Source organism: Trichocoleus sp. DQ-A2, from assembly GCF_039961915.1.
In the GTDB taxonomy this organism is placed as follows: domain Bacteria; phylum Cyanobacteriota; class Cyanobacteriia; order Cyanobacteriales; family FACHB-T130; genus FACHB-T130.
Genome location: NZ_JAMPKD010000020.1, coordinates 49,943 through 74,159, shown reverse-complemented (window position 1 = coordinate 74,159; position 24,217 = coordinate 49,943). Strand labels below are relative to the sequence as shown.

Below are 24,217 nucleotides of genomic sequence, written 5' to 3'. Positions count from 1 at the left end.
ACTTTATGTCTGCCACAAATACGTCTATTGCCCCCCTTTTGAAGGGGGGTTGGGGCGATCGCAAATGTGACATCAAAATAGTAAATTGGTATCAGTTGCCAAAACCGTAACCAGTGGAACGTCCCTGGCTGTTAGCCGTCATTCTAGAAAAGAAATGTTACGGCAATATAAACAGCTATATGAAGCGACCAATGTTCAGTTTAATGGTAGCGATCGCATCAGTCAGTATCATCCTATTCGGTTTACTGGGATGGTCGATGGTCAAAAATCCGCAGGCTGCAATGGGCGAACCCAGGCAGCCTGGAACCTCTCCTACCATCAGTCAGCGCCAGAAGAAAACCGTGGATTCGAGACTGGTTGCGGCGAATACAAAATTTGGGTTCAAACTCTTCAAGGAAATTTTAAAAGAGGACAGCGGCAAGAATATTTTTGTGTCGCCTTCTAGTGTAGCGATTGCACTCTCGATGACCTACAACGGTGCTAGCGGCGATACTCAACAAGCAATGGCAAAAACCTTGGAATTGCAAGGATTAAGCCTACAAGAAGTCAATCAATCCAATGACGCCTTGAAAGCGCTCTTAGAAAATCCAGACCCCCAAGTGCAGCTCACCATTGCCAACTCTCTTTGGGCAAAGAAAGGCGTCTCTTTTAACCCAAATTTTCTTCAAAAAAATCGCCAATTTTATCAGGCGCAAATTGCAGAACTAGACTTTAGAAAAACCAGCGCTATATCTGACATTAATAACTGGGTAAAACAAAATACTCGCGGTAAAATCAATTCAATCGTCAACGAAATTCCACCCGATCAAGTGTTATTTTTGATCAACGCTCTTTACTTCAAAGGGACTTGGACAAAGAAATTTGACCAGAAGCAAACAACAACTGAACCGTTCTACCTTTCCGATGGAACTCAGAAACAACACCCAATGATGTCTCAAAGGGATAAATATAAATACTACGAAAACGACCAGTTTCAAGCCATTAGTCTACCCTACGGAAAAGGAAAACTTAGCTTATATGTTTTTCTGCCAAAAGAAAATTTTAAACTTACAAATTTTTACCAGCAGCTAAATACTGAAAACTGGGAGGAATGGATGACCCAATTCAAAACGAAACCGGGCTTTATCCAGATGCCTCGTTTCAAAATGGACTACGACATAGAACTCAACGACGCTCTCAAAGCGCTGGGTATGGAAGTAGCTTTCGACTCAAATGCTAATTTTACTCAGATGAGTTCTATCCCACTCCAGCTCAATCAAGTCAAGCACAAAACCTTTGTCGAAGTGAACGAAGCCGGAACCGAAGCAGCCGCAGTCACTGCCGTCGGAGTAATGACAACATCTGCACCGATGCCAGAGGAACCCTTCGAGATGATTGTTAACCGCCCGTTTTTCGCTTGTATTCGAGATAATCAAACTGGAACCGTTCTATTTATGGGGTCTATTGTGGAACCAAAATGAAAGACATTGACCCGTTTGAAAATCAAGACATCAAGAGGGACAGGTTGGAAACCCCACTTTACCAACTGTTTATCTATTTGATTCCTGTAGTTGGCTTTTTCCCAGCCCTCTGGACGTTATACCGACGTGATAGCGACCGGCAACAACAAACCGTGAGTAGGCTGTCGGTGACGCTGGCTCTCGGTTGGCTATTGGCATACGGTTTATTGGGGGCTGGAGTTGCCCAAGCTTCAGAAACTTTAACCCTGCGTTTGTTATTTATCAATGGTCTATTGACATCGGGTTATTTTTTGGTCAGCTTATGGTTGATGGTGCGTCTGTGGCAACGGAAGTCTGTACGTATTCCGGGTGTTAGCGGGCTTGCGGAGGGAGTCGTTCGCAAACACTTGTCCTAAACGAGCGTGTATTGGTTCACCTCAGCTTGGGACGAGGCAAGAGAGGTTGTAGGCGCACAGTATTTTTTCAAAGAAAGCAACCGGAGTTACCAGTGCAACCCATTTGTATCCGGATGCTTTCCTTGAACAAAAGTAAGGAATGGGGAAGGTTGAATGAAGATTCGGCCTATACACTTGATAGCTGGTTCCCCCTATAGCCTACGCATCTCTATCGAAATGAGGTTAAACTCTTGCCAGTGTTTGCCTGATTTTGCAGTAAATCGGTAGAAAAACTGCTATGAGTGTTCTAGTGCAATCCTTCTTAAGGACGGATTTTGTTAGAAATAAACGTCCCAGCTACAGATTGCCAGATTCCGCGCCCCTACCTTGAACACAAATTCGTGTTATCTTTTTTGCGTGTGTGAGGAAGCCAGTGTCAGCCCGAAAAATTCCTGAAAAACGCCCGTGGGGGCAAACATCCAATCAACCCATCAAGAAAAGGCCTGTTCAAAAACGAAACCAGGTGAACTGGCTTTGGCTTGGGTTGGGCTTGACTGGGGTGGCAATGCTGTCAGCAACTGCGGGAGCTTTGTTAGCCGTGTCTTTTTCCAGTACGCCTTTGCTGCAAAGCCAGCTAAGTCCGGAAGAAGCTGCGGTGTTTGATGGCGATCGCATTTCCCGCACCAGTATGCGATTGCCAGAACTGACCCGCCCGGTAAATATCTTAGTCATGGGAATCAAGGTCATCTCCTCCGACCTGGATAACCCTCCTCCTGAAACGAAAAATCTGGGATACCACGCCCTGGTAAACTCCTTCGAGGGTCTATCAGATACCATGCTCTTGCTGCGGTTTGACCCGGAGGCGCAAAAAATCGCGGCTTTATCAATCCCACGGGATACCCGCACCTTTGTGGAGGGCGTCGGCGTTACCAAGATTAATGCAGCGAATCTTGAGGGGGGACCAGCCCTCAGTGCTAAGGCAACCAGCGAACTCCTCAGCGGTGTGGGAATCGATCGCTACATCCGAATAAACGTTCAGGGGGTAGAAAAGCTGGTGGACGCCTTGGGTGGCGTTACCGTCTATGTCCCCAGGGATATGAAATATCGAGATGATAGCCAGCACCTGTACATCAACCTGAAAGCAGGAAAACAACATCTCAATGGTAATCAAGTGCTGCAATTGCTGCGCTTCCGCTATGACAAGTATGGCGACATCGGTCGGATTCAGCGGCAGCAAATGGTAATGCGGGCACTGATGGAGCAAGCACTGAATCCAACCACTTTAGCGAGAATGCCGAAGATTCTTTCGGTTATTCAGTCGCATATTGACACCAACTTGACGGTTGAGGAGTTGTTAGCCCTGGTTGGCTATGGTGTCAAGACCGACCGTTCCCAAGTGCAAATGTTAATGGTACCGGGTGACTTTAGTGGTAGTGGGCATCATGAGGTAAGTTACTGGGTGCCAAATCGCCGCCGCATCCAGACGATGATGGCGCAGCATTTTGACCAGGGATTGGACGGTGGTGAAGCAACTGACCCAGCCTATATCCGGGTAGCGATTCAAGATAGTACAGGTGATATGAAGGCTGTCCAATCTTTAATCAACACGCTAAGGAATGCTGGCTACCGAAACGTCTACGTTGACGACCCGTGGCCCGAACCGTTGCGGGTAACGCACGTAGTGGCTCAACAGGGAGATGGAAATAGTGCCAAAGCCATCTACCGTTCGCTGGGATTCGGGGAAGTGCGTGTTGAAAGTACGGGCAATCTAGTTTCGGATGTGACGATTCAGCTGGGTCAAGACTGGCTTAAGCGGAGTGCTAACCGGGACTCATTTTAAATGAAGCATTTAGCAGTTCTCAGTTGAGTGCAATATACACACTCGGAACCTCACCCCCAACCCCTCTCCGTTTACGGAGAGGAGAAATATTGAACCTAGAGAGGTTTACGGGGAGGGGCACAGAAGGGGTTAAACCGTACTGCATTCAATAGAGAATTGCTATAGATCCCCAATTCCACCAATCTAAGGATTTTCAGCTACAACTTGATTGTCCGAGTACATCTGCAATATCCAATCCTGCAAAATTGGGTTAACTAATTCAGGCGCTTCATCCTGGGGACAATGCCCGACACCTTCGATGGGAATAAACTTCTCAATTTTGGGGTAATTGGCAAACTCTCGCCCCAGTTCTATCGGTTCCCAAGGATCTTCCGTTCCCCAGAGAATGATGGTCGGGCAGGGCAAAAGGGGCAGCAGGTCTTCCGGCAGCGGCCCTTGAGAATAGCGTGTAAAGGCTACAAAAACGTCCACAGCCCCCTCATCAAACGCGGGTGCCATGAGCATATCCACCAGTTCGTCTGTCACCGCTTCCGGATGCTTGTAGGCTTGCAGGAGAACCTTCCTTACCACCTTCGGCTTGGCAAGTTGGCTAAAGAAGAATTTGCCAATCCACTTAACTGCCAGCAGTCGTTGAACGATAGGTGCCCCAAAGCTGCGATACCAGGGCAACTGGGCGCGTTTGCGGTCGTGCAGCAGCCGCAGAGAGCAGTTAATGAGGGCAGTTCCCAAGACAATATCTGGGTGAGCGACTGCTGCTTGCATTGCCACAATACAGCCAATGGAATTTCCGACTAAAAAAACGGGGCTTCCTACCACCTCGCGGCAAAAATCAGCGAGTTGCTGTCCCCAAGTTTCAAAGGTGTAGGAAATCTTGCCCCCTGGCGTGGGTTTCGCGGAACCACCAAAGCCAATTAAGTCAATGGCATAGACGCGGCAATTTTGAGCCAACACCGGGATGTTTTTGCGCCAGTGCCCCCAAGATGCCCCAAATCCATGTACCAGCACAACCGCTGGCCCTTGAGTTCCCTGAGTCTGGTAGCAGATGGGAAAACCTTGCCAAGTCCAAGTTTTCGTGACGATATGGGCAGCCGTAGGTGCAGTTGGAGTGGTGGAGGAAGATGGAGTCATGGGATAGATAGCGATCGCATCTCTTTGATTTCTATCCCGTCGCACCTTGAATGCGCTCTCAACGCCACGGGTAGACTTATGCTTTCCTAATTTTACAATTCTTCAACTCTGGAAAACACTAATTCCAATAATTTTGAGCAACTGAATCGAAAATTCCGTAAAAACTCTGATGCCAAGTGTAGATAAGCCTGGTACACAGGTGAAGACTCTCACAAGAAGCGGAAAGTGACACGGAGAATTCCAATTTTCAATTTCAAAACCTTAGTTTTTCATCTGTGCGTAGCACTCAAAGCGGGGAGTATGTCAGTATCTAGATTGGTGACTCCCTCATGAAATTTAGTTGGTGATGACTACGGTGCAAACTCCTACTTCTGTTCTGCCATTCCTTGGTCCTGATTTAGCTTCTACCTACGATGCCGCGCGAGTGGTGATTTTGCCGATTCCTTATGAGGCGACGACAACGTATCGAAATGGCTGCGAAAATGGGCCAGATGCGATTCTAGAAGCCTCTGGGCAGGTGGAATATTATGATGAGGAGCTAGATTGGGAAACTGGCAAAGACATTGGAATTTATACGGCTGAATCAATTGCAGACACCCGCAACGGTCGTTCAGTTTCATCTGAGGAAATGCTGCAAGTTACCCGCGAAACGGTATCTCAGATGATAGCTGACGGCAAGTTTGTGATTGGTCTGGGTGGCGAACACAGTATTACAACTGGTCTTGTAGAGGCATACCAAAAAGCTTACCCCGATGAACCCTTTACGGTCGTGCAAATAGATGCTCACGGCGATTTGCGCTATGAGTACGAAGGCTCGATTCACAACCATGCTTGCGTGATGCGGCGGATTGTGGAAATGGGATTGCCAACTGTGCAAATCGGCATCCGCGCCATTTGCAAAGAAGAAGCTGACTTGATCAAAGAGAAAAATTTGACGGTGTTCCGGGCGAGAGAAATTGCAACGCAACCGGATTGGATGGAAAGGGCGATCGCAAGTATCCCCACCAGACGCGTTTTCCTCACCATTGACCTCGACGGGATTGACCCCACCCTGATACCTGGTGTCGGCACCCCAGAACCCGGTGGATTAAATTGGTACTCCCTACTCTCTTTTTTGCGGCAAGTGTTTCAAAATCACGAAGTGATTGGTTGTGATGTCATGGAATTGGCACCGATTGTAGATTCCGTAGTATCAGAATTTACTGCTGCAAAATTAGTCTACAAACTAATCGGTTATCAGGCGTTCCTCCAAGGCAAATAGAAACCGTAATTGCTTTGTTCTTTACGACTGTAGCCCCCTCGTACTTTGTTGTAATTACCCAGGGATAAGTAAATGAGTGTAATGGAAAAGACCGGCACTCCTATTGGTAGTTATGCTCCAGATTTTGAATTACCGGGAATCGATAATCAAGTCCACCACCTGGCTCGGTATTTAGAAAAGTATCGAGCTGTGGGCGTTGTTTTTATGTGCAATCATTGCCCATACGTGCAGTCCTATATGGGTCGGCTAATCCAGATTCAAAGCGAGTTCCAAAGCCAGGGATTTACCCTGATTGGCATCAACGCCAATGATGCGGTTCAGTCGCCTGAAGACAGCTTCGAGAATATGCAAAATTTGGTAGCAACTCACGGTCTAAATTTTCCTTATCTGAGAGATACCACACAGGATGTCGCTCGTTGCTTTGGGGGACAGACAACGCCAGAGGTTTTCTTATTAGATAATTCTGGGATACTCCGCTACAGGGGACGGATTGATGATAATTCCCAAGATCCAGCAGCGGTGAAGGTGCATTATTTACGGGATGCGATCGCTTCTTTACTGCAAGGAAAAACGGCGATTACAACCGCCTCAACTGAGGCGGTAGGCACCCCGATAAACTGGCGTCCTTAACACGTAGTCTCAAGGCTCTCCACACTTTAGTAACTGAATTTGCGGATAATATCACAAAACTTACTCCTCTACTGTTATCTTATGGTGGAGGTATTTTGAGTGAGACAATAGTCTGGGCATGGGGATAACTTATCGGCGGGTTTTACTAAAGCTGAGCGGTGAAGCTTTAATGGGCAACCTGGGCTATGGAATCGATCCAATGGTGGTTCAGGAAATCGCGCAGGAAGTCGCAGATGTCGTGGCAAGTGGCATTCAGATGGCAATTGTCGTCGGTGGCGGCAATATCTTTCGCGGTGTCAAGGCAGCTTCGGCTGGGATGGATCGGGCGACAGCCGACTACATCGGGATGATTGCAACGGTGATGAATGCGATGACCTTGCAAGACTCCTTGGAGCAAATCGGAGTACCGACACGAGTCCAAACAGCGATCGCCATGCAGGAAGTAGCGGAGCCTTACATCCGGCGTCGCGCCATTCGCCACTTAGAAAAAGGACGGGTCGTAATTTTTGGGGCTGGATCGGGAAACCCCTTCTTCACCACTGATACGACCGCTGCCTTGCGAGCGGCGGAAATTGATGCGAATGTAATTTTTAAAGCAACCAAAGTAGACGGGATCTATGATTCAGATCCCCATCTCAACCCAGGGGCGCGTCGTTATCAGAGCCTGACCTACGGACACGTCCTCACTCACGATCTGCGGGTGATGGATAGTACCGCGATCGCCCTGTGCAAAGACAACAACATCCCCATCGTTGTGTTCGACCTCTCGGTGCGGGGCAATATCCACCGCGCCGTTACGGGAGAAGCGGTGGGAACAATTGTAGGAGGATCTTGTGAAATTAGCTGATGTTGAAAATCATATGCAAAAGACAATTGAGGCAACTCAACGGTCTTTTAATACGATTCGGACGGGACGGGCAAACGCCTCTCTCCTCGACCGGGTGTCGGTGGAATACTATGGTTCCCCAACCCCTCTAAAATCTCTGGCAAGTATTAATACACCAGATTCTAGTACGATTACCATTCAGCCGTTTGACCGCGGCAGCATGAATCTGATCGAAAAAGCGATTTCTTTATCAGATGTCGGTTTAACTCCGAGCAATGATGGCTCAGTCATTCGATTGAATATTCCACCCCTAACGACCGAGCGTCGTAAAGAACTGGCAAAAATCGCTGCCAAGTATGCTGAAGAAGGAAGAGTTTCTGTTCGCAATATCCGCCGCGACGCCGTAGACTCAATTCGCAAGCAAGAAAAAAATAGTGAAATCTCTGAGGATGAAGCGCGAGACTTGCAGGAAAAAATTCAAAAGCTAACTGACAAGTACGTTGCCAAGGTTGATGAGCTGTTAGCCGAGAAAGAAAAAGATATCACGACCGTTTAAAGTCATTAGTCACTCGTCATGGGTCGCTCGTCAAAAGCGATCGCGCTAGAGCTAAGGACTCAGGACAAAAGGCTAGAAACGGATACTAGGCAGGTTGAAGCGCTTGTCCATCTAAAGCAGGGCGAACCAGGAAAGCAACGTGCATAGGATAGCCCTGGGAGTAGATCGCATCGATGTACCGCAGGGCTGTTTCTCGATTTTTGCAGGTGCGTAAAACTTTCTCGTTGCCGTTGGCGTATTGGATGCGTAATTCCCAGAACATCGCTTTTCCCCTTATGAAAATAGTAGAAACACCAAATAGTCGGTCAGCGACTTTATAAAACTTTCATGAACCTATCCTATAAGCTTTATATAAACTTTGCACTCAGTAAAATTGATGAATTGAATAAATATCGCGATCGCGCTCTCTAGTTGTCTGGAAGAAAAAGCTGAACGACTACGTACTGGAAAACACGGTTTGTCTTCTAGAAGTCAAGAGAAAATCTAAATCAAGGCGAATAATATTTATCTTAAAAATCCTGAAAGCCTGAAATTGTATACGTTTTACCGAGATAAGCATAATTACGCAAATAGCTAGCTGGTAGGGAAAGCAATTAAGCTTAATTACCAGTGAGTGTCAAGCGTGAGGATGTAAATTCTTCGCTTAACAAGCTTAAATTGCAAGTGTGTTCAGAAGCAAAAATTAACACGATGTTTGACTGCATTATTGTCGGTGCTGGCCCAGCAGGTGGAACCGCAGCTTATCATCTAGCTAAGGGAGGACGTTCGGTTTTAGTCTTAGAAAAAGACGCAATGCCGCGTTACAAACCGTGTGGGGGTGGAGTATCACCAGCGATACAAGAGTGGTTTGATTTTGATTTTTCTCCAGCGATTTCCTTAAAACTCAAATCACTCCGCTACACCTGGAAAATGGGCGATCCGGTGGAAGTAGGGCTGGAAACAGGACAACCGATTTGGATGGTAAGGCGAGACGTTTTCGACAACTTCCTGATGCAGCAGGCGCAGCAACAAGGCGCAGAACTGCGAGACAACACTGAAGTAACGGGGATTGAGTTTAAGAGCGATCGCTGGCAAGTCAACACCGCCAATGGACCCGTTGAAGGTCGCTATCTGATTGCCGCAGACGGAGCCAAAGGGCCAATGGCTAAGTGGTTAGACTTTAAAGAGCGCAAACGGCGTCTGGCTGGAGCCTTAGAAGCAGAAATACCTGCCCAAAATACCAACCAACAAAAGATTCATTTTGAATTTGGGATGGTCAAAAATGGCTATATTTGGAACTTTCCTAAAGCAGACGGATATTCTATCGGCGTTGGCACGTTCATCGGCGGTGAACCCCAAGACTTTAAGAAAATTTTGGCTGAGTACGCCAAATCTTTCGGCGTAGAGGTCAATCAGAGCAAGCAATATGGTCATCCCCTTTCTCTATGGGATGGCAATCAAAGGCTGCATACGCAAAATGCAGTTTTAGCCGGAGAAGCCGCCTGTGTCGTCGATCCGTTTACTGCTGAGGGAATTCGTCCCTCAATGTTTAGCGGCTTGAAGGCAGCGGAAGCGATTGACAAATCACTCTCCGGGGATGGCAATGCTCTGGAAAGATATACCAGCACGATCGCCGAAGAATGGGGATCGGATATGCAGTGGGCACAACGCTTAGCAGGAGTGTTCTACAGAGTTCCTAAGATTGCTTATCGAGTCGGTGTTAAGCGCCCTGGTGCCACTGAGCGCATGGGCAAGATTCTGTGCGGAGAAAGTCGTTACTCTGAAGTCGCAGAGAGTGCTATCAAACGCCTCAGTAAGAGCATGATACCGGGAATGGGTGGGTAAAACGATTGAGCATTTAGTTAGCTTGGGCTGATTTCTTTTGGGTGGGCAAAAGCCCACCCAGATAAGATTTGGTAGGTATTCCTCACTCTACAAAATTAAATTTTTGAGAGTGCAACCCCCTTTTAAATCGTCAGTGGTGCAATTTCCTCATGTGTTATATTGGGGCTTTCATCCAGAAACTTGCTAGGTTATGTCTTCTAGGACTGCAAAGTTATCCAGGTTCGGGCTGATGATTTTAGCAGCGGGATGCTTAAGCTTCCTGACGCTAGGTTGTCAAAAATCAGAGGCTGACGCTAAAAAGTATGTTGACTCAGGAAATACTCTAGCTCAACAAGGCAAATTAAACGAAGCGATCGCTGACTACAACAAAGCCGTTGAGATTAATCCCAAGGATGCAGAAAGTTACAATAAGTTAGGAACTATTCTGGTCAACCAAAAGAAATTTCCTGAAGCCAGTGATGCTTTTCAAAAGGCAATTGCAAATAGTCCTAAAAATATAGAGCTATATCATAAATTAGGATTTGTTCAGGTTCAAGAAAAGAAACTGGAAGAAGCATCTGCTACTTTTAAAAAGGCAATTGAAATTGATCCGAAAAATGCCAAATCCTATAATGACTTAGGATTTATTCAGGTCAATCAAGGCAAATTACCTGAAGCGGCTGCCAACTTCAAAAAGTCAATTGAAATTGACCCGAAAAACGCCAGATCTTACAATGATTTGGGAGTTGCTTTAGGTGCCCAAGGTGACAGTAAATTACCCGAAGCGACTGAGGCTTTCAAGAAGGCAATTGAAATTGACCCGAAAAGTGCAGATGCACACTATTTCTTAGGGGTTGCCTTGGTCAAACAAGGAAAGTTAAATGAGGGAGTAGCAGCTCTCAAAAAGACCACCGAAATTGCTCCGAAAGCAGCACCTGCTTACTTTGGTCTAGGGGTAGCTCTAAATCAACAAGGTAAGAAGTCTGAGTCAATCGAAGCGATGAAAAAAGCCAGAGACTTGTTTAAAGAGCAAGGTCAAACTCAGCAAGCTGACCAGATCGATCAGGGATTAAAGGCTTTAGGGAAACAGTAACCAGTTTTAACACTCCCGTTCCCTGAAAAGAGGATAGGGTTTTTACTCCCAGGAGTAGGGGCACAATTGTTGATTTAAAAAGTAGGGGCACGGCAATGCTGTGCCCCTATAATGGTTGAGCGATAAGGTTTTCTGAAAGTTCTGTAACCAGGCAACTAGCCCCAGGGAAACACTGAATACGGTTTGGTTAGGGCGAAAAATACCAAAGTTCGCATTTGTTGGATTTCGTTTCTCCACCCAACAAACAATAATTTTCACCGAACCATATTGGGGAGACAGACCCAAAGCTGGGTTGGGATGTTGGCAACAGGTGCTTACCATCCTCAACTTTGATAATGCTGAATACTCGAGCGGCTGAAAGTCGCCTACTCGACTGCATCCCTTGCAGCAACAAGCATGGTAGAACTGGGACAAGCACTTTTATAGTTTCGACATGACGATTTACTTTTATAAATTTGAAGATCCCTACGGATGTTTTTCCAACTTTTCTCCTCATAACATTTATCTGCTGGGTCAAGATTGGATGACGGTGGAGCATTATTATCAAGCGCAAAAATTTGTTGGCACCGAGGATGAAGCGTTAATCCCAGCGATCGCTAGCGCGAAGACGCCAATGGAAGCCGCAATACTGGGACGCGATCGCACCCGCCGCATCCGTCCGGACTGGGAACAAGTGAAAACCCAAATTATGCGCGAAGCCGTGCTAATCAAGTTTCTAACTCACCTAGAGATTCAATCCATTTTGCTTTCGACCGGCGATCGCCCAATCGTGGAGGATTCTCCCACTGATTATTACTGGGGTTGCGGTGTAGAAAAAACTGGACAAAATCATTTGGGAAAAATCCTGATGAGTGTCCGTCAAGAAATTCGGCAACGGTTAGGAAAAAAGTAGCGTTACTCCTTTGTGAATTTATATATTTAGCTAATCTGAATTAGCGATTTTTTTAGGGAAAATATTTTTAGCTTTTCATAGCATGTCTTACATAAACTGTCAATATTTTTGAGTTATTTTTCCTTAAAAATATTAAAGTTAACAATAATTTTAAAACTTTTATAAGATCAATAGTTTTACGAATACCCAGTATGACTTTTCAGTTACAGAATAGAAATATACAAAAACATTCATGCCTGAATTTATAAAAGTGGTGGATAGAGGGAATGAGCTTAAGTGATAATACGCAAACAATGCAGCACGAAATAGACCAAGCAAGCTTATTACACGGAATTACCAATCGGATTCGGCGATCGCTAGAATTGCCAGAAATTTTGACATCGACAGTCGCTGAAATTCGCTCATTGCTTGAAACCGACCGCGTGATGATTTATCGGTTTCATGCCGATGGCAGTGGAGAAGTGATTGCCGAGGCAATTGATAACAATCGCCTGCCATCTTTGATAGGGCTAAATTTTCCGGCTGATGACATTCCTCCCCACGCCCGCGAGATGTTTCTGAAAGCTCGCCAGCGCTCAATTGTCGATGTTTCCGCAGGGTTGATTGGTCTGAGTTCCTTGGATTGCGCCCAGACAGGTACTGCTTTGAAGGCGGAAGATGTTCGCTATCGCCCAGTAGATTCCTGCCATATTGAATATCTCACGGCAATGGGAGTCACATCTTCCCTCGTGGTGCCGATTCTATATCATGATGCCCGCACGCAGGAGACCCAGCCGGAACTATGGGGTTTATTAGTCTCTCATCACGCTGAATCGCGTTCGGTTTCGGAACAAGAACTGCAAATCGTCCAGTTAGTGGCAGATCAAGTTTCAATTGCGATCGCTCAATCTACCTTACTCGAACTCGCCTGCGCCCAAGCAACGCGGGAAGCGCGGATTAACCGAGTCGCCACCCTGCTCCATGCACTACCAACAATTCAGCTTTCTGAAGCCCTTACGGAAACGGTTGCAGCCTTTAAAGGTTGTGGGGGCAGAATTTACATAGCGGCAGAAAATCCAAGTCAAGCAATCCTATTTGCCTGCGGCGATCAACCGATGCTAGGAGCCATCGGGAAAGATCGTCCGCTTGAAGAGCATCCCGTTTGGCAGGAATATTTAAAATTACAAGACACTGCCTGCAATCCCATCAAGGCAGTGACGGATCTCTATAAAGAACCTCATCTGCGAGTCATCGCGCCAGCGTTCCGCACGACTCGAATTCGGGGCATCCTGATTGTCCCCCTCCAGTATCGTCAGCAGTTTCTGGGATACTTGTGCATTTTTCGTAATGAAATTGATACGGAAACTTTGTGGGCTGGAAATTTCGACCCGGATCGGAGACAACTGCAACCTCGTAATTCCTTTGAGGCATGGAGGGAACTGAAACGAGGTCAAGCACAAGCGTGGACGCCGGGAGAAATTGAACTCGCTCAAGCCTTGGGTCATCACTTCTCAATGGCGATTGAGCAGTATCTCCTGTACACACAGGTGCAGTCTCTCAATAGCAACCTGGAGCATCAAATTCAAGAGCGAACTGTCCAGCTAGAACAGTCCTTAGAGTTTGCCAAAGTCCTCAAGCAAGTCACAGACCAAATTCGCAGCACTCTGGATTTAGAGAAGATCCTACAAAGCATTGTGCAGGAAGTCAGGAAACTGCTAAGCACAGACCGAGTGGTAATTTACCAGTTCACCAGAAGTTGGCAAGGGGAGGTGGTTGTAGAAGCAGTGACAGGCAGCTGGAACTCAATTCTGGGAGAGATATACGAAGATGAATGCTTTCCTCAGGAGTACGCCTCTGCTTACCAGCAAGGAAGGATTCGAGCAGTTCATAACGTAGCTGAGTCAGATTTGCATCCCTGTCATATAGAGTTTTTACTGAAAATTCAGGTTCAAGCCAACTTAGTTGTCCCGATTAACATGGGGGAACAGCTATGGGGGCTATTAATTGCCCATGAGTGCCAAGCTCCTAGGGAATGGAAGACTGCTGAAATTGATTTGCTGCAACAGCTGGCAAATGAAGCCGCGATCGCAATTCAGCAAGCCGAACTCTACGAACAAAGCCGTAGTGCCGCTGCTACTGCTACCGCTCAAGCACAACAGTTAGAACAAGCTGCCGAACAACAACAAGCATTGTTTGGAGTCATTACTAAGATTCGAGAATCCCTCGATCTAAATACAATCTTCAAAGCAACGACCACTGAAGTCCGACAACTGCTAGGGGCTGACCGAGTGGCAGTATTTCGCTTATATTCCGCCTCTGGCTCGCTGGATGATGAATTTGTCTCAGAGGACGTATTACCAGCTTTAAAGCCGATTTTAGGAACCAAAGTTTACGACCGCCACTTTTCCCAAAACTATGCTGTACTTTATCAACAGGGTCGGATTCAAGTAGTTGATGACATCTACAACGCAGGCTTAACTGATTGCCATATCGAGCTGCTGGAGCAATTTCAAGTCCAAGCTCAACTCGTGGTGCCGCTGCTAAAAGGGGATATCCTTTGGGGATTGTTATGTATCCATCAATGCTCGCAAACGCGACATTGGGATGTCTCAGAAATTGAGTTCGTCACCCAGACTGCTGTTCAGCTGGGAGTTGCAATACAGCAAGCAGAATTACTCGCTCAAACCCAGCATCAAGCAGAACAACTCGCTTGTGCCCTCCAAGAATTACAACAAACCCAAACCCAGCTGATTCAGACAGAAAAAATGTCGAGTTTGGGACAGCTAGTTGCAGGTGTGGCTCACGAAGTCAACAATCCGGTTAATTTTATTTACGGCAATCTCATTCACGTTGGCGAGTACGTAAAAGATTTGATCGATCTGTTGCATCTATACCAGGAGCGTTACCCCCATCCCGATCGGGAGGTTGCCAAACACGCAGAAGCAATCGATTTGGAATTCATTGCTGATGATCTGCCGAAAATGCTGTCGTCAATGAAGGTGGGAGCCGACAGAATCCGTCAACTGGTGCTGTCTCTCCGGAATTTCTCTCGCCTTGACCAAGCCGAGATGAAACGGGTGGATATCCATGAGGGTTTAGACAGCACGCTGTTAATTTTGCAACATCGACTCAAAGGGAAGGGTAATACTCCTACGATTGAAGTTGTAAAGGCTTATGGCGATCTGCCCTTAGTTGAGTGTTATGCCGGTCAGCTCAATCAAGTGTTTATGAATGTCCTTAGCAATGCGATTGACGCGCTGGAGCAGCAAAACAACTGGGAGCGATCGAACCACCCGATGGAAAGGGGAGAAGCTGCTGGTTATTTGCACCACGCAAGTGACACAGATACTGCCCTAACATCATCAGACGTTAAAACTTCACCCGCTCAGATTACTATCCGCACCTTTTTGAAGGAGGAAGCAGAAAGAATAAAAGGTGAAAAAATACAGGAGCAAGAAGGAAGGATAAAGCATGAAACCGATTCACCTATTCATCCTTTCATCCCTCATCCTGCTAACGTGGTGATTCAAATTATTGATAATGGCTCTGGTATGCCAGAGGCGGTGCAGGCGCAAATCTTCGATCCTTTTTTCACGACAAAGCCGGTTGGTAAAGGCACGGGTTTGGGACTGTCGATCAGCTATCAAATTGTGGTAGAAAAACACGGCGGCGTCTTTAAGTGTTTTTCTCAACCAGACAAGGGCACTGAGTTCTGGATTGAAATTCCCGTTCGCCCACAAAATTGAAAGAAGCAATTGATGCTGGGCCAAAAAACGAACTCTCTACACACTCGGAACCTCACCGCTAACCCCTCTCCGTTGACGGAGAGGGAATATTGAACTCCTTCCCGTTGACCGGGAGGGACAGGGGTGGGGCTAAACTCTGAGTGCTAAAGACAGCACAAATTAGAACTTCCGATCGCTCGAAAAAGTTTTACGGGCAAATTTTCTCGATAGCGATCGCTGCCATTTCAGTACCTGCTGGCTTCCGGGTACTTCGTGCAGCAGCACATACAAACAGGGAATAATAAACAGGGCGAGGATGGTGGCGATAGACATCCCAAAAAAGACGACGATGCCCAAAGGTTGTAGGAATTCCGAGCCTTCCCCGATGCCCAGGGCTAGCGGCAGTAAGCCCAAAACCGTCGTGATGGTAGTCATCATAATCGGTCGCAGACGTTGGGGAGCGGCTTTAATGATGGCAGTTTGGCGATCGCATCCTTCTCGTTCCCGAATCTGGTTCGCTAGCTCGATCATGATGATAGCGATATTCACCACAATGCCCACCAGCAGAACGGCACCGACTAGAACAGTAGCACCGATGGCGGTTTTAGTGACGTAAAGCCCGATAATTCCCCCAGCTAAAGCTAATGGCAAAGTCAGAATAATGGCTAGGGGGTCAATTAACGAGTTGTACTGCACCGCCATGACCACGAACACTAAGAAGGCTGATAGCGCCCCCAAAGTTTTCAGAGAATTTTGCAACTGCTGATTGGTTTCGGCTGCGGAACTAGGAAGTACAGTCACGCCTTCAGGTAACTGCAAATTTTCTAACACCCGATCTACCTCTGCAAAGGCATCGCTGAGGTTAGCTCCTTCGCTGAGACTCCCAGCAATGATAAAAACCTGTCGTTGGTTAATCCGCTGCACTTCTCCAGGCGCTTGCCCTTCGGAAATGGTCGCGACATCACCCAGCCGAACTAAGCTGTTGTTATTGACAAATAAGGGCAGCTCCTCTAATTGCGAAGCGCGTTGCACCGATTCTTCATTGAATTGTACGCGCACATCTACTAAGCGATTGCCTCTTTGCAACTGCGTTGGTACCGACCCCTCGATTGCTGTCTGAATCGTTTGCCCAATGTCTTGCGTCGTCAACCCCAACTCCTCTGCACGCTCCCAATCCGGTCGAATCTGCACTTCTGGTTGCCGAGGGTCAGCATCCGGTCGAAACGTTGCACTTTTTACTTGCTCATCCAAGGCTTGCACCACTTGCCGCCCTGCCTGTTGCAGCGGTCGATCTTCGTTTCCTTGGAGGATGATATCAACATCCGCTCCCCGCACTGGCGAGTTCGTTAGGATGATACCTCGCACCTGACCGGGATTGAGCCGCAGACGAATCCCCGCTAAATTCAGTTTATTTAACTCTTGGGTGACTTTTTCGACAAACTTCTCGACATCTGTACCGGATTTGAGGGTGATGGAGCTGGAACCTCGGAGGGGATTTGCACTGGTGCTACTGCCGAAAAGAGAACCTCCCGCCGTGCTAAATACATAGTCAGTTTCGGGCTGTTTTGTGAGGATTTCGTCAACCATTGCCATCACTTTCCGGTTAGTTTCCACGCTAGTTCCCGGAGGAAACTGGGCAGATAAATTTGCTTGACCAGTGCTAATACGAGGCAGAATTTCTTGAGGAATTTGCCCTGCCATCCACAAGCTACCGCCTCCCAAAACCAGAACCGAAATCGCAATTATCAATATTCGATAAGGCAGCGCCCTCGTTAAAGTGCGAGTATAGCTGCCAGTTGCCGCCTCAAAAGAACGGTTAAATTGCCGCAACAACTGAAACTCACCTACCCGACTCGACCAGCGGATAGCCAATAGCCGAGATGTGAGAACAGGTACAACGGTCAGAGCTACTAAAAGTGAAGCTGCGACTGCAAAGCAAATCGTAAGAATTAATTCATTAAATAGTAGTGAGAAAAAGCCACCTATTAGCAAGAATGGCACTACAGATACCAGGTTCGCGCCTGTAGCAGCAATCATTGCTGATTCTACTTCCTGAGAACTGACGATCGACTGCTCAATGATCTCCTCTTTGTTTAACCCTTGCTTTGTCCGAGTGCCTGGAGTCATGCCAATGCTTTCGGCAATGTTTTCCATGATGACGACGCTGGTGTCAATCGCTTGACCAATCCCCAACGCCAGACCTCCCAAACTGAACACATTCAAAGACAAGTCAAAAAACTTCATCAAGACGATAGCCGTCAAAGTACAAAGGGGAATCGTCAGGGAAATAATCAAAGTTTGTCGCAGTGACCCTAAAAAGAATAAAACTGCTACGGCTGCAAGTAATGCTCCGGAGATGGCAGAAACGATGACATCATTCAGGGAGTTGCGAATAAATTTTGACTCATCTAAGGTGGGTAGCAGTTTCATGTCTGCGGGAATTACACCCGATTGGCGGAGTTCTTCGATGCGTTTTTTAACTCCTTCCACCACCTCGATAGTATTGGCATCTGGTTGCTTTTGAATGCTGAGTTTTACCGCTGGTTGCCCATTAAGATAGACAAATACCCGCTGGTCTTCTGTACCATCAATGACTTCGGCAAAATCTCTTAGATAAACGCGAGATTGTGGTAAAAGTGTAGGGCTTTGCGCTCCTACTGGGCTGGGAGTTGAGGAAGCAACTTCAAAGGAGAGATTGCTAATTTCCTGTGCATCCTGAAAGCGTCCGACGGTACGGGTTAGCGTTTGGGAGTCGTTGCCTTGCAAGCGACCCCCAGAGATGTCCTGATTGCGATCGCCTAAAGCATTCAACACATCTACCAAACTCACCCCCAGCGCCTGTAAGCGATTCAGGTCAATTTGCACCCGCACTTGTTCTTCCACCCCACCCGCAACATCGACGGCGGCGACACCATTGACTACACTGAGTTCGCGGGATAATTCTTCATCGGCAAATACCCGCAAATCCGCATCCCCCAGGGAAGAGGATTGCAGCGCCATTTCGTAAACGGGTAGCTGGGAGGGGTCAACTTTAAACAAACGCGCATCTTCGATGGTGCTGGGGAGTCTGCTGCGACCCCGGTTAAAGGCAGCAGTGGCATCGTTGAGCGCTTGGTCAATGTTGCCTCCCGGTTCAAAGAATAAGTCTAAACTCACCTGCCCTTCGCGGGTTTGGGAGTAAACTTGCACCACTCCTTGTGTGGTACTTAGAGTTTCTTCTAGCGGCTTGGTAATTTCATCAACTCCCACTTCGGGGGAAATTCCAGGCGCTTCTACCCGCACGCCAATTCGCGGATAGGTGATAGATGGCAACAAATCGACTTGGAGTTGGGAGAGAAAGAACACTCCCATCACCAACACAGATAATGTGAGCATGAGTGTGCCGATATGGCGGCGGATGGCGATCGCGCTTAGGCTAAATCCAGACATAATAATTTTGAATTTTGAGTTCTGAATTTTGAGTGAATTCGGAATTTTGAGTGCATGAGTGAGTTTTGAATTAAGAAGTCAAAGCTCAAAACTCAAAACTCTAAGGCTTTGCGGTTTCTGATAAAACACTTAAGCTTACAAGTTCGCCATCCTTGAGCGGCTTACCAGCGCGGCTGACAAATCGCTCTCCCGGCTTTAATCCCGACAGAATTTCTACTTTTCCATTTACGCGATCGCCCACTGTCACCGATCGAGCCTGCACTCTTGGCTGTTGCCCTTCACGAGTCACAACAAACACCGTCGCTTTGCTAGATTTGGCATTTTCTTGGGAGTTGGAAGCGCTCTCTCCCTCGCTCCTTGCCTGTCCCCCTTGTGCCTGCCTCCCTTGTGTCTGCCCTCCTTGTCCCTGTCTCCCTCTCTCTCCTGCTTCTTGCAGCGCTGTTTGCGGCACCACGACCCGTTGGGACGCATTTGAGGCAAAGCTGACCCGTGCCAATAGTCCGCTGCCGATCTCACCCTTGGGGTTGGCAATCGTGACTTCTACCGGCACTTGACGAGCCGCTACATTCGCCGCCGGAGAAATGCGAGCCACTTGTCCAAGAAATTCCCTGTTTTTGAAGGCATCTAATTGCACCCGCACCGATTGTCCAGCCCGGATATTTGACAATTCCAATTCTGAAACTGGCACCACTACTGTGACGCGGCTGAAATCTCCAATTTTCAAGATTTCACTACCTGGATTCGCTAAATCCCCCGGTTCTAACCCTTTAGAAACGACAACGCCGCTAATGGGGGAAGTTAATACTGAATAGGATTGGCGTTCGCGATTTTGAGCCAGTACAGATTGTTGCGCTTTGACTCTGCCTTGAGCCGCTACGACTGCTTGCTGTTCTGTACTCACCTGTGCCTGAGCAGAGAGCAAAGCTTGTTGAGCCGTTTGAGCTTCGGTTTGAGCTAATTCTGCTTGTTGCTGCGCGATCGCACCCTGTCTCGCCAAGCCAGCCAGTCGCGCCGCATCCCGCTGTGTTTGCTGCAATTCAACTTTTGCCTGTTCCACCTGTGTCCGGGCATTCGCTACCTGAGTTCGGGCGCGGGCAACTTCTGCTTGAAGCGTTGCGAGTTCTGCTTGCGCCTGATTCACGCTAGTCAACAAGGTGGTGTCATCTAACTGGGCAACAATTTGACCCTGCGCCACCCGATCTCCCACATCTGCTTTAAGAGAGAGCAGCCGTCCTTCCACTTGGGGTTGCACCGAGACTTCTCTGAGTGGGCGAGTCGTGCCGATAAATTTTACATCTTCTTGAAGCGATTCGCTGCGAGCGATCGCCACATCCACTGGTGTAGGTTTTCCTTGCCCCCCTTCTTGCCCTCTGGGAGATTGAGCCTCCGCTTCTGCTTTCGGCAGAATGCCACAACTGGTCAACCCAGGCATCCCTAAAACAGCAAATATCAATATAAATAGGGGAATTTTTTGATTTTGCCGTTGGCTTGTTGATTTTTGACTCGTTTGCTGCCGAGAGGCTTGAGCAGCAGATATATCAGGAGACATACGCTTAAGTTGCACTTGGGTGTTCCACTCAGGAGACGGTTCGGACTCGCCTTGGGCGGGGCTGTCCAGCGGTGAGATGCAAAGGCAACAGGTTAGCTCTGTGCCTGCCTGTCTATTTAGACTGCTGATAGTTTACAAACGTTCACTTTACAAATCATAAAGTGCGAAGGCAGTTCTCTTGGTCAGCCTTAAGGTCGGATTTTGGCATTTGCCTTCTGGTTTTGGGCGAGCGATCGCCCTGAGCAACATTCCAGCTGCTATGCTTTTTTTAAAACCCTTGACAAACTCTCAAATCCTTGCGTTACCAATTCTTGCGGGTTAAAAATCTATTTCTGTCAGTCGTCCTGGCGGTGGCTGGGACTGTAGTAATTAGGGCATCCGAGAACGTACCCGTACAGGCTCGTCCCGCGCCTGTATTTACACGCCATTTAGAGACAATTCAAAGCAGCGTACCGCCTGGGTTGATTATGCGCTTGCCGTCCCAAATTCTCCTCAGTGGCCCCACCGATGTAGATCCTTCTGAGTTGATTGTCCGCGTCTTCCCCTCAGAAACTCCGTTAGCTTATACTGTTAGCCTTTTTACCTGCTACAGTAATCCCCAACCGTGCTTAGTCGGAAGTTTTTCGGTTGAGAAAAAGAATTCTCTCAATGCGATACGAGAATTAGAAAAACATAAAGCAGCAGGCGATCGCATTACCTTAAGGAAAGATATTAGAGGATATCTATTGGAAGGAAAAAAGCAGAAGCCATCCTATGAATTTTCTTCAGTGATGTGGCAGCAGGATGACTTCATTTATCGCGTTAGTTTTCCCACTATAGAACGGTCAAATATTCTCTTGATGGCGAATTCAATGGCTAACGATGTGCCGCTTTTCCGCAGGGTTTCTCGCCCACTTCCCTGATACTAATCCCAAGTTGCGTTCAGACAGATTAGGGTCTTGAACGCAACTTATTCGTATTAATTTCAGTAATCTACAATCCGCTGAGCGTCTCTAGCAGCTTCTCCACTTCAGCATTATGGTCAAGGAAGGAGAACAAATGTTTATAGCGCAGAATTCCCTGTTTATCCAGTACGAATTGAGCTGGCAGAGGCGCACCCAAAGCTTGACCCGTACAGTAAGCTCGAAACGTCCGACAACTGGGGTCGCTGAGCAAGGGCATCTTTAACCCCAGGTCTTTGACAACCGTTTTGCTCTGCTGTTCGTCGGTACTGGTAATCATCAAAACCTCGACGCCCAAACTGGTAAAGCGCTCGTAGTTTTCATTTAGCGCTTTGATATGAGGAAAGCAAAAGGGACAATATTGCTTTTCGGTGAAGATGCGGGTAAAGGCAAGGATGACAGGTTGCTTTCCCCTGTAATCCGATAACTTGACTTTACCGCCATTGGTGATGTCCGGCAGTTCAAATGCTGGAGTGGTTTCTCCCAGGTCTAAACGGCTGGTTGCTGGAATCGGCAAGAAATTCTCAAAGAAGCGTTGATTTAACAGTCCGCTAAAGTCAGTAGATGTCAGCATCGGTATATCATTTTGGTCTTATTGCTGTAATTGTAATAGTTCTTTACTTTTTTGCGAACCGAGGCGAATCGTGGACGAGAGAGCGATCGCATCCTTCATCCCAACAAAAATCGCATCCCCTTTGAGTTGGAGTTGCGACTTAATTTTAAGCTCTTGGCCTATTCTTCTTATCAATTGAGAGTTTTGTCAATGACTAAACTAACTTTGACTCTGGAACCAAAAGCTTTCTTGAAAGCGACTTCTACATCTGGCAACTTCTTCTCAGCCCTTCGGAAAATCGCTAGCGATGAAACTTTAATGTAAGCTTCGCCATTACTAAAAGCAATGAGTTTTCCATGCTGACTCATTAGATGTTTCGTAGCAGGTGGCGAAATCTGCAAAATTACTCCTTTCCAGATTAAGTCTAGGATATTTTGAATTGCTTCTTGCATTGGCTTGAGGTAGTCAATTTTCTCCAGGTTTACAGGCAGTTCCAGTTGAACAAAATTTTGAGCTTGCATTGTCTTAGTCCTAATTCAGAGCGCTCGTTTTTACCAGGAAGAAGCAATTTGCTGTTTGCTGTCCCCCACAATCCAGAATCCTTGATTTGCTCAAGTTTCACCAGACGCAGATTAGGCTCAGTGTGAGACTGAGCTAAAATTGACCTTGACAATCAAAAACTTAGGTTGTATAAATGCCTTCGCTCAGAGCTTCACAGAAGGGACTAGCAAGAATTAAGCAAGCCAGGAACGAAAAGGGATGGACTGTAGAGGACGAAAAATGGCTTAAAGCAGCTAGTAGGGTTCTAGAGCCAGACAAAAACTGGGAAGGCTCCGAGCAACTAGCCAACGGTGTCTCACTAATAACTTGGAAACGTTTCCTGCAAGGAAAAAAGCCCATTAATACTGAGTCTTTCAAAGCCTTCTGCCAAGTTTTAGGAGTCAACTGGGAAGAAGTTGTTGAACGTAGTTCAAACTCGCAACCTGCTTCACCAATACAGTTTTCTGCTTATAACGATAACTGGGTAGGGGAAAGCCGAGAAATATTAGTCAAAGAGTTGAGTAATAAGGTATTGGGTGATTGTCGCGTCTTGATACTGGTTGGGATAACAGGTATCGGCAAAACTGCTCTCGCTGAACGATTAGTTTTTGAGTTGCGGGGAGATTGGACGGAACATAGGGAGAATTTTGAAGATAGGAATAAAGATTCATATTTTGCTAGTGTTGCGGCTAGATGGCTGGAGGAATGGGGAGAAAAGCCACCACAAGATGAGCGCAAGCCAGAGCAACTGCGACGGCAGTTAGTCAAATGCTTGTGCGAACATAAGTATTTGGTATTGATGGATTCTTTTGAGGAGTTACTAACGAAAGGCAAAAGCGAAGACACTCGCTGGAATGATTTTGCAGATGATGAGTGGAGGAAGTTTTTTCTAAGTTTGTTGTCAGAACCATTTTGCCAGAGTCGGATAATCATCACTTCCCAAGATTTTCCAGTGAAGTTGAAGCTGGAATGTTCCCGGTATCAAAATTTTTGGCATCATCAACTATTAAAAGGATTAGAAATACCAGAGCAGGTGGCATTGTTCCGAAAAGCTAGGCTAGAGGACGATCTAGAATCACCTAATAGTCCCCTTCGGCAGATTGGGGAAGTCTACGACGGACATCCTTTAGCGTTGCGGGTAATTGTCGGAGAAATTGCAGAGTCTTATCAGCAGAATGTCCGAGCTTATTGGAAAAAATACCGCAATGAGATTGAAGAGGTAAAAAATGCTTTAGACTTAGCCCGTAAAGAAGGAAAAGTTAAAGGAGAAGACGATCGCTGGCACCTAGAGCGATACAGCCATGAATTGCAAAATCAAGTTAAAATACGTCTTGATAAAAGCTTTGACAGGCTAAAAAACGATGTTTATGATGCCTATTTTATGCTTTGCACTGCCTCAGTGTACCGCTGCGAGGTAGCCGAGAGTTGGTGGCTGAGTCAGTTAGAATATCGGGGTTACGATCAGCAGCGGTGCGAGGATGCGTTGCAGGCATTACGCGAGCGCTATCTCGTTGAGGATAGAGGAATTAACCACGAAGATGAGCGTCTTTTCGGGCAACACAATCTAATTCGCAGTGTAGCGATCGCTCATCGATTAAAGCTTTATAGAGATAACTAAACAACTACGACACTCTCAGT

At 47.0% G+C, this 24,217-nt stretch carries 19 protein-coding genes; 13 read left to right on the top strand and 6 right to left on the bottom strand.

Going from position 1 to position 24,217, the window contains the following annotated elements:
- Positions 1 to 179 precede the first annotated feature (179 nt).
- The 3 genes from NC997_RS19385 (at position 180) to NC997_RS19375 (ending at position 3,674) form a co-directional block, all read left to right on the top strand.
- Positions 180 to 1,460, top strand: coding sequence for a serpin family protein (locus NC997_RS19385; RefSeq protein ID WP_190529235.1), 1,281 nt, complete (start codon positions 180 to 182; stop codon positions 1,458 to 1,460).
- Positions 1,457 to 1,855, top strand: coding sequence for a hypothetical protein (locus NC997_RS19380; RefSeq protein WP_190414259.1), 399 nt, complete (start codon positions 1,457 to 1,459; stop codon positions 1,853 to 1,855). Before NC997_RS19385 ends, NC997_RS19380 begins: the two co-directional genes overlap by 4 nt.
- Before the next feature lie 412 nt (positions 1,856 to 2,267).
- Entirely contained in the window at positions 2,268 to 3,674 is a 1,407-nt protein-coding gene (locus tag NC997_RS19375) for an LCP family protein (protein WP_190529180.1), read from the top strand.
- Between the two features lie 183 nt (positions 3,675 to 3,857).
- Here NC997_RS19375 and NC997_RS19370 read toward each other — a convergent pair whose 3' ends face one another.
- A complete protein-coding gene (locus NC997_RS19370) occupies positions 3,858 to 4,802 on the bottom strand; it encodes an alpha/beta fold hydrolase (RefSeq protein ID WP_190529233.1) in 945 nt (314 codons plus the stop codon).
- Positions 4,803 to 5,148: 346 nt separating this feature from the next.
- On the opposite strand from NC997_RS19370, the gene speB reads away from it, so the two are divergent.
- From speB to frr, 4 genes are all read left to right on the top strand, one after another.
- The gene (gene speB, locus NC997_RS19365) at positions 5,149 to 6,063 is read left to right on the top strand and encodes an agmatinase (RefSeq protein ID WP_190529178.1); all 915 of its coding nucleotides are present in this window, start codon (positions 5,149 to 5,151) and stop codon (positions 6,061 to 6,063) included.
- 72 nt (positions 6,064 to 6,135) lie between these two features.
- Positions 6,136 to 6,693 (top strand): thioredoxin family protein, encoded by a 558-nt coding sequence (locus NC997_RS19360; protein ID WP_190411995.1) that lies wholly within the window; start codon positions 6,136 to 6,138, stop codon positions 6,691 to 6,693.
- A gap of 118 nt (positions 6,694 to 6,811) precedes the next feature.
- The gene (gene pyrH / locus NC997_RS19355; protein ID WP_190411994.1) at positions 6,812 to 7,540 is read left to right on the top strand and encodes a UMP kinase; all 729 of its coding nucleotides are present in this window, start codon (positions 6,812 to 6,814) and stop codon (positions 7,538 to 7,540) included.
- Positions 7,527 to 8,075 carry a ribosome recycling factor gene (gene frr / locus NC997_RS19350; protein WP_190411993.1) on the top strand — a complete coding sequence of 183 codons (549 nt, stop codon included), beginning with the start codon at positions 7,527 to 7,529 and terminating at the stop codon, positions 8,073 to 8,075. Before pyrH ends, frr begins: the two co-directional genes overlap by 14 nt.
- Before the next feature lie 85 nt (positions 8,076 to 8,160).
- Here the strand turns inward: frr and NC997_RS19345 are convergent, their stop codons facing one another.
- Positions 8,161 to 8,337 (bottom strand): family 2 glycosyl transferase, encoded by a 177-nt coding sequence (locus tag NC997_RS19345; protein ID WP_190411992.1) that lies wholly within the window; start codon positions 8,335 to 8,337, stop codon positions 8,161 to 8,163.
- A 428-nt stretch (positions 8,338 to 8,765) separates the two neighbouring features.
- Here NC997_RS19345 and NC997_RS19340 point away from each other — a divergent pair, with 428 nt between their 5' ends.
- The 4 genes from NC997_RS19340 (at position 8,766) to NC997_RS19325 (ending at position 15,588) form a co-directional block, all read left to right on the top strand.
- A complete protein-coding gene (locus tag NC997_RS19340) occupies positions 8,766 to 9,899 on the top strand; it encodes a geranylgeranyl reductase family protein (RefSeq protein ID WP_190411991.1) in 1,134 nt (377 codons plus the stop codon).
- Between the two features lie 229 nt (positions 9,900 to 10,128).
- Positions 10,129 to 10,971, top strand: coding sequence for a tetratricopeptide repeat protein (locus NC997_RS19335; protein WP_190411990.1), 843 nt, complete (start codon positions 10,129 to 10,131; stop codon positions 10,969 to 10,971).
- Between the two features lie 433 nt (positions 10,972 to 11,404).
- On the top strand, positions 11,405 to 11,863 hold the full coding sequence (locus NC997_RS19330; protein ID WP_190529174.1) for an NADAR domain-containing protein: 459 nt from the start codon (positions 11,405 to 11,407) through the stop codon (positions 11,861 to 11,863).
- A 266-nt stretch (positions 11,864 to 12,129) separates the two neighbouring features.
- Positions 12,130 to 15,588, top strand: a complete 3,459-nt coding sequence (locus NC997_RS19325; RefSeq protein WP_190529172.1) for a GAF domain-containing protein — start codon at positions 12,130 to 12,132, stop codon at positions 15,586 to 15,588.
- Positions 15,589 to 15,747: 159 nt separating this feature from the next.
- Here NC997_RS19325 and NC997_RS19320 read toward each other — a convergent pair whose 3' ends face one another.
- Together NC997_RS19320 and NC997_RS19315 are read right to left on the bottom strand one after the other, a co-directional pair.
- Positions 15,748 to 18,996, bottom strand: coding sequence for an efflux RND transporter permease subunit (locus tag NC997_RS19320; protein ID WP_190529169.1), 3,249 nt, complete (start codon positions 18,994 to 18,996; stop codon positions 15,748 to 15,750).
- 100 nt (positions 18,997 to 19,096) lie between these two features.
- Positions 19,097 to 20,545: an efflux RND transporter periplasmic adaptor subunit gene (locus NC997_RS19315; protein ID WP_242031457.1), complete on the bottom strand. Its 1,449-nt coding sequence runs from the start codon at positions 20,543 to 20,545 to the stop codon at positions 19,097 to 19,099.
- Between the two features lie 296 nt (positions 20,546 to 20,841).
- Between NC997_RS19315 and NC997_RS19310 the strand changes: the two genes are divergently transcribed.
- Positions 20,842 to 21,447: a hypothetical protein gene (locus tag NC997_RS19310; protein WP_190429752.1), complete on the top strand. Its 606-nt coding sequence runs from the start codon at positions 20,842 to 20,844 to the stop codon at positions 21,445 to 21,447.
- Between the two features lie 70 nt (positions 21,448 to 21,517).
- Here NC997_RS19310 and NC997_RS19305 read toward each other — a convergent pair whose 3' ends face one another.
- Both NC997_RS19305 and NC997_RS19300 read right to left on the bottom strand, forming a co-directional pair.
- Complete coding sequence (locus tag NC997_RS19305; RefSeq protein ID WP_190529167.1) at positions 21,518 to 22,060, bottom strand: peroxiredoxin; 543 nt, start codon at positions 22,058 to 22,060, stop codon at positions 21,518 to 21,520.
- A 170-nt stretch (positions 22,061 to 22,230) separates the two neighbouring features.
- Positions 22,231 to 22,560 (bottom strand): hypothetical protein, encoded by a 330-nt coding sequence (locus tag NC997_RS19300; protein WP_190529165.1) that lies wholly within the window; start codon positions 22,558 to 22,560, stop codon positions 22,231 to 22,233.
- A gap of 173 nt (positions 22,561 to 22,733) precedes the next feature.
- Here NC997_RS19300 and NC997_RS19295 point away from each other — a divergent pair, with 173 nt between their 5' ends.
- Positions 22,734 to 24,197, top strand: a complete 1,464-nt coding sequence (locus tag NC997_RS19295) for an NB-ARC domain-containing protein (protein WP_190529164.1) — start codon at positions 22,734 to 22,736, stop codon at positions 24,195 to 24,197.
- Positions 24,198 to 24,217: the final 20 nt, after the last annotated feature.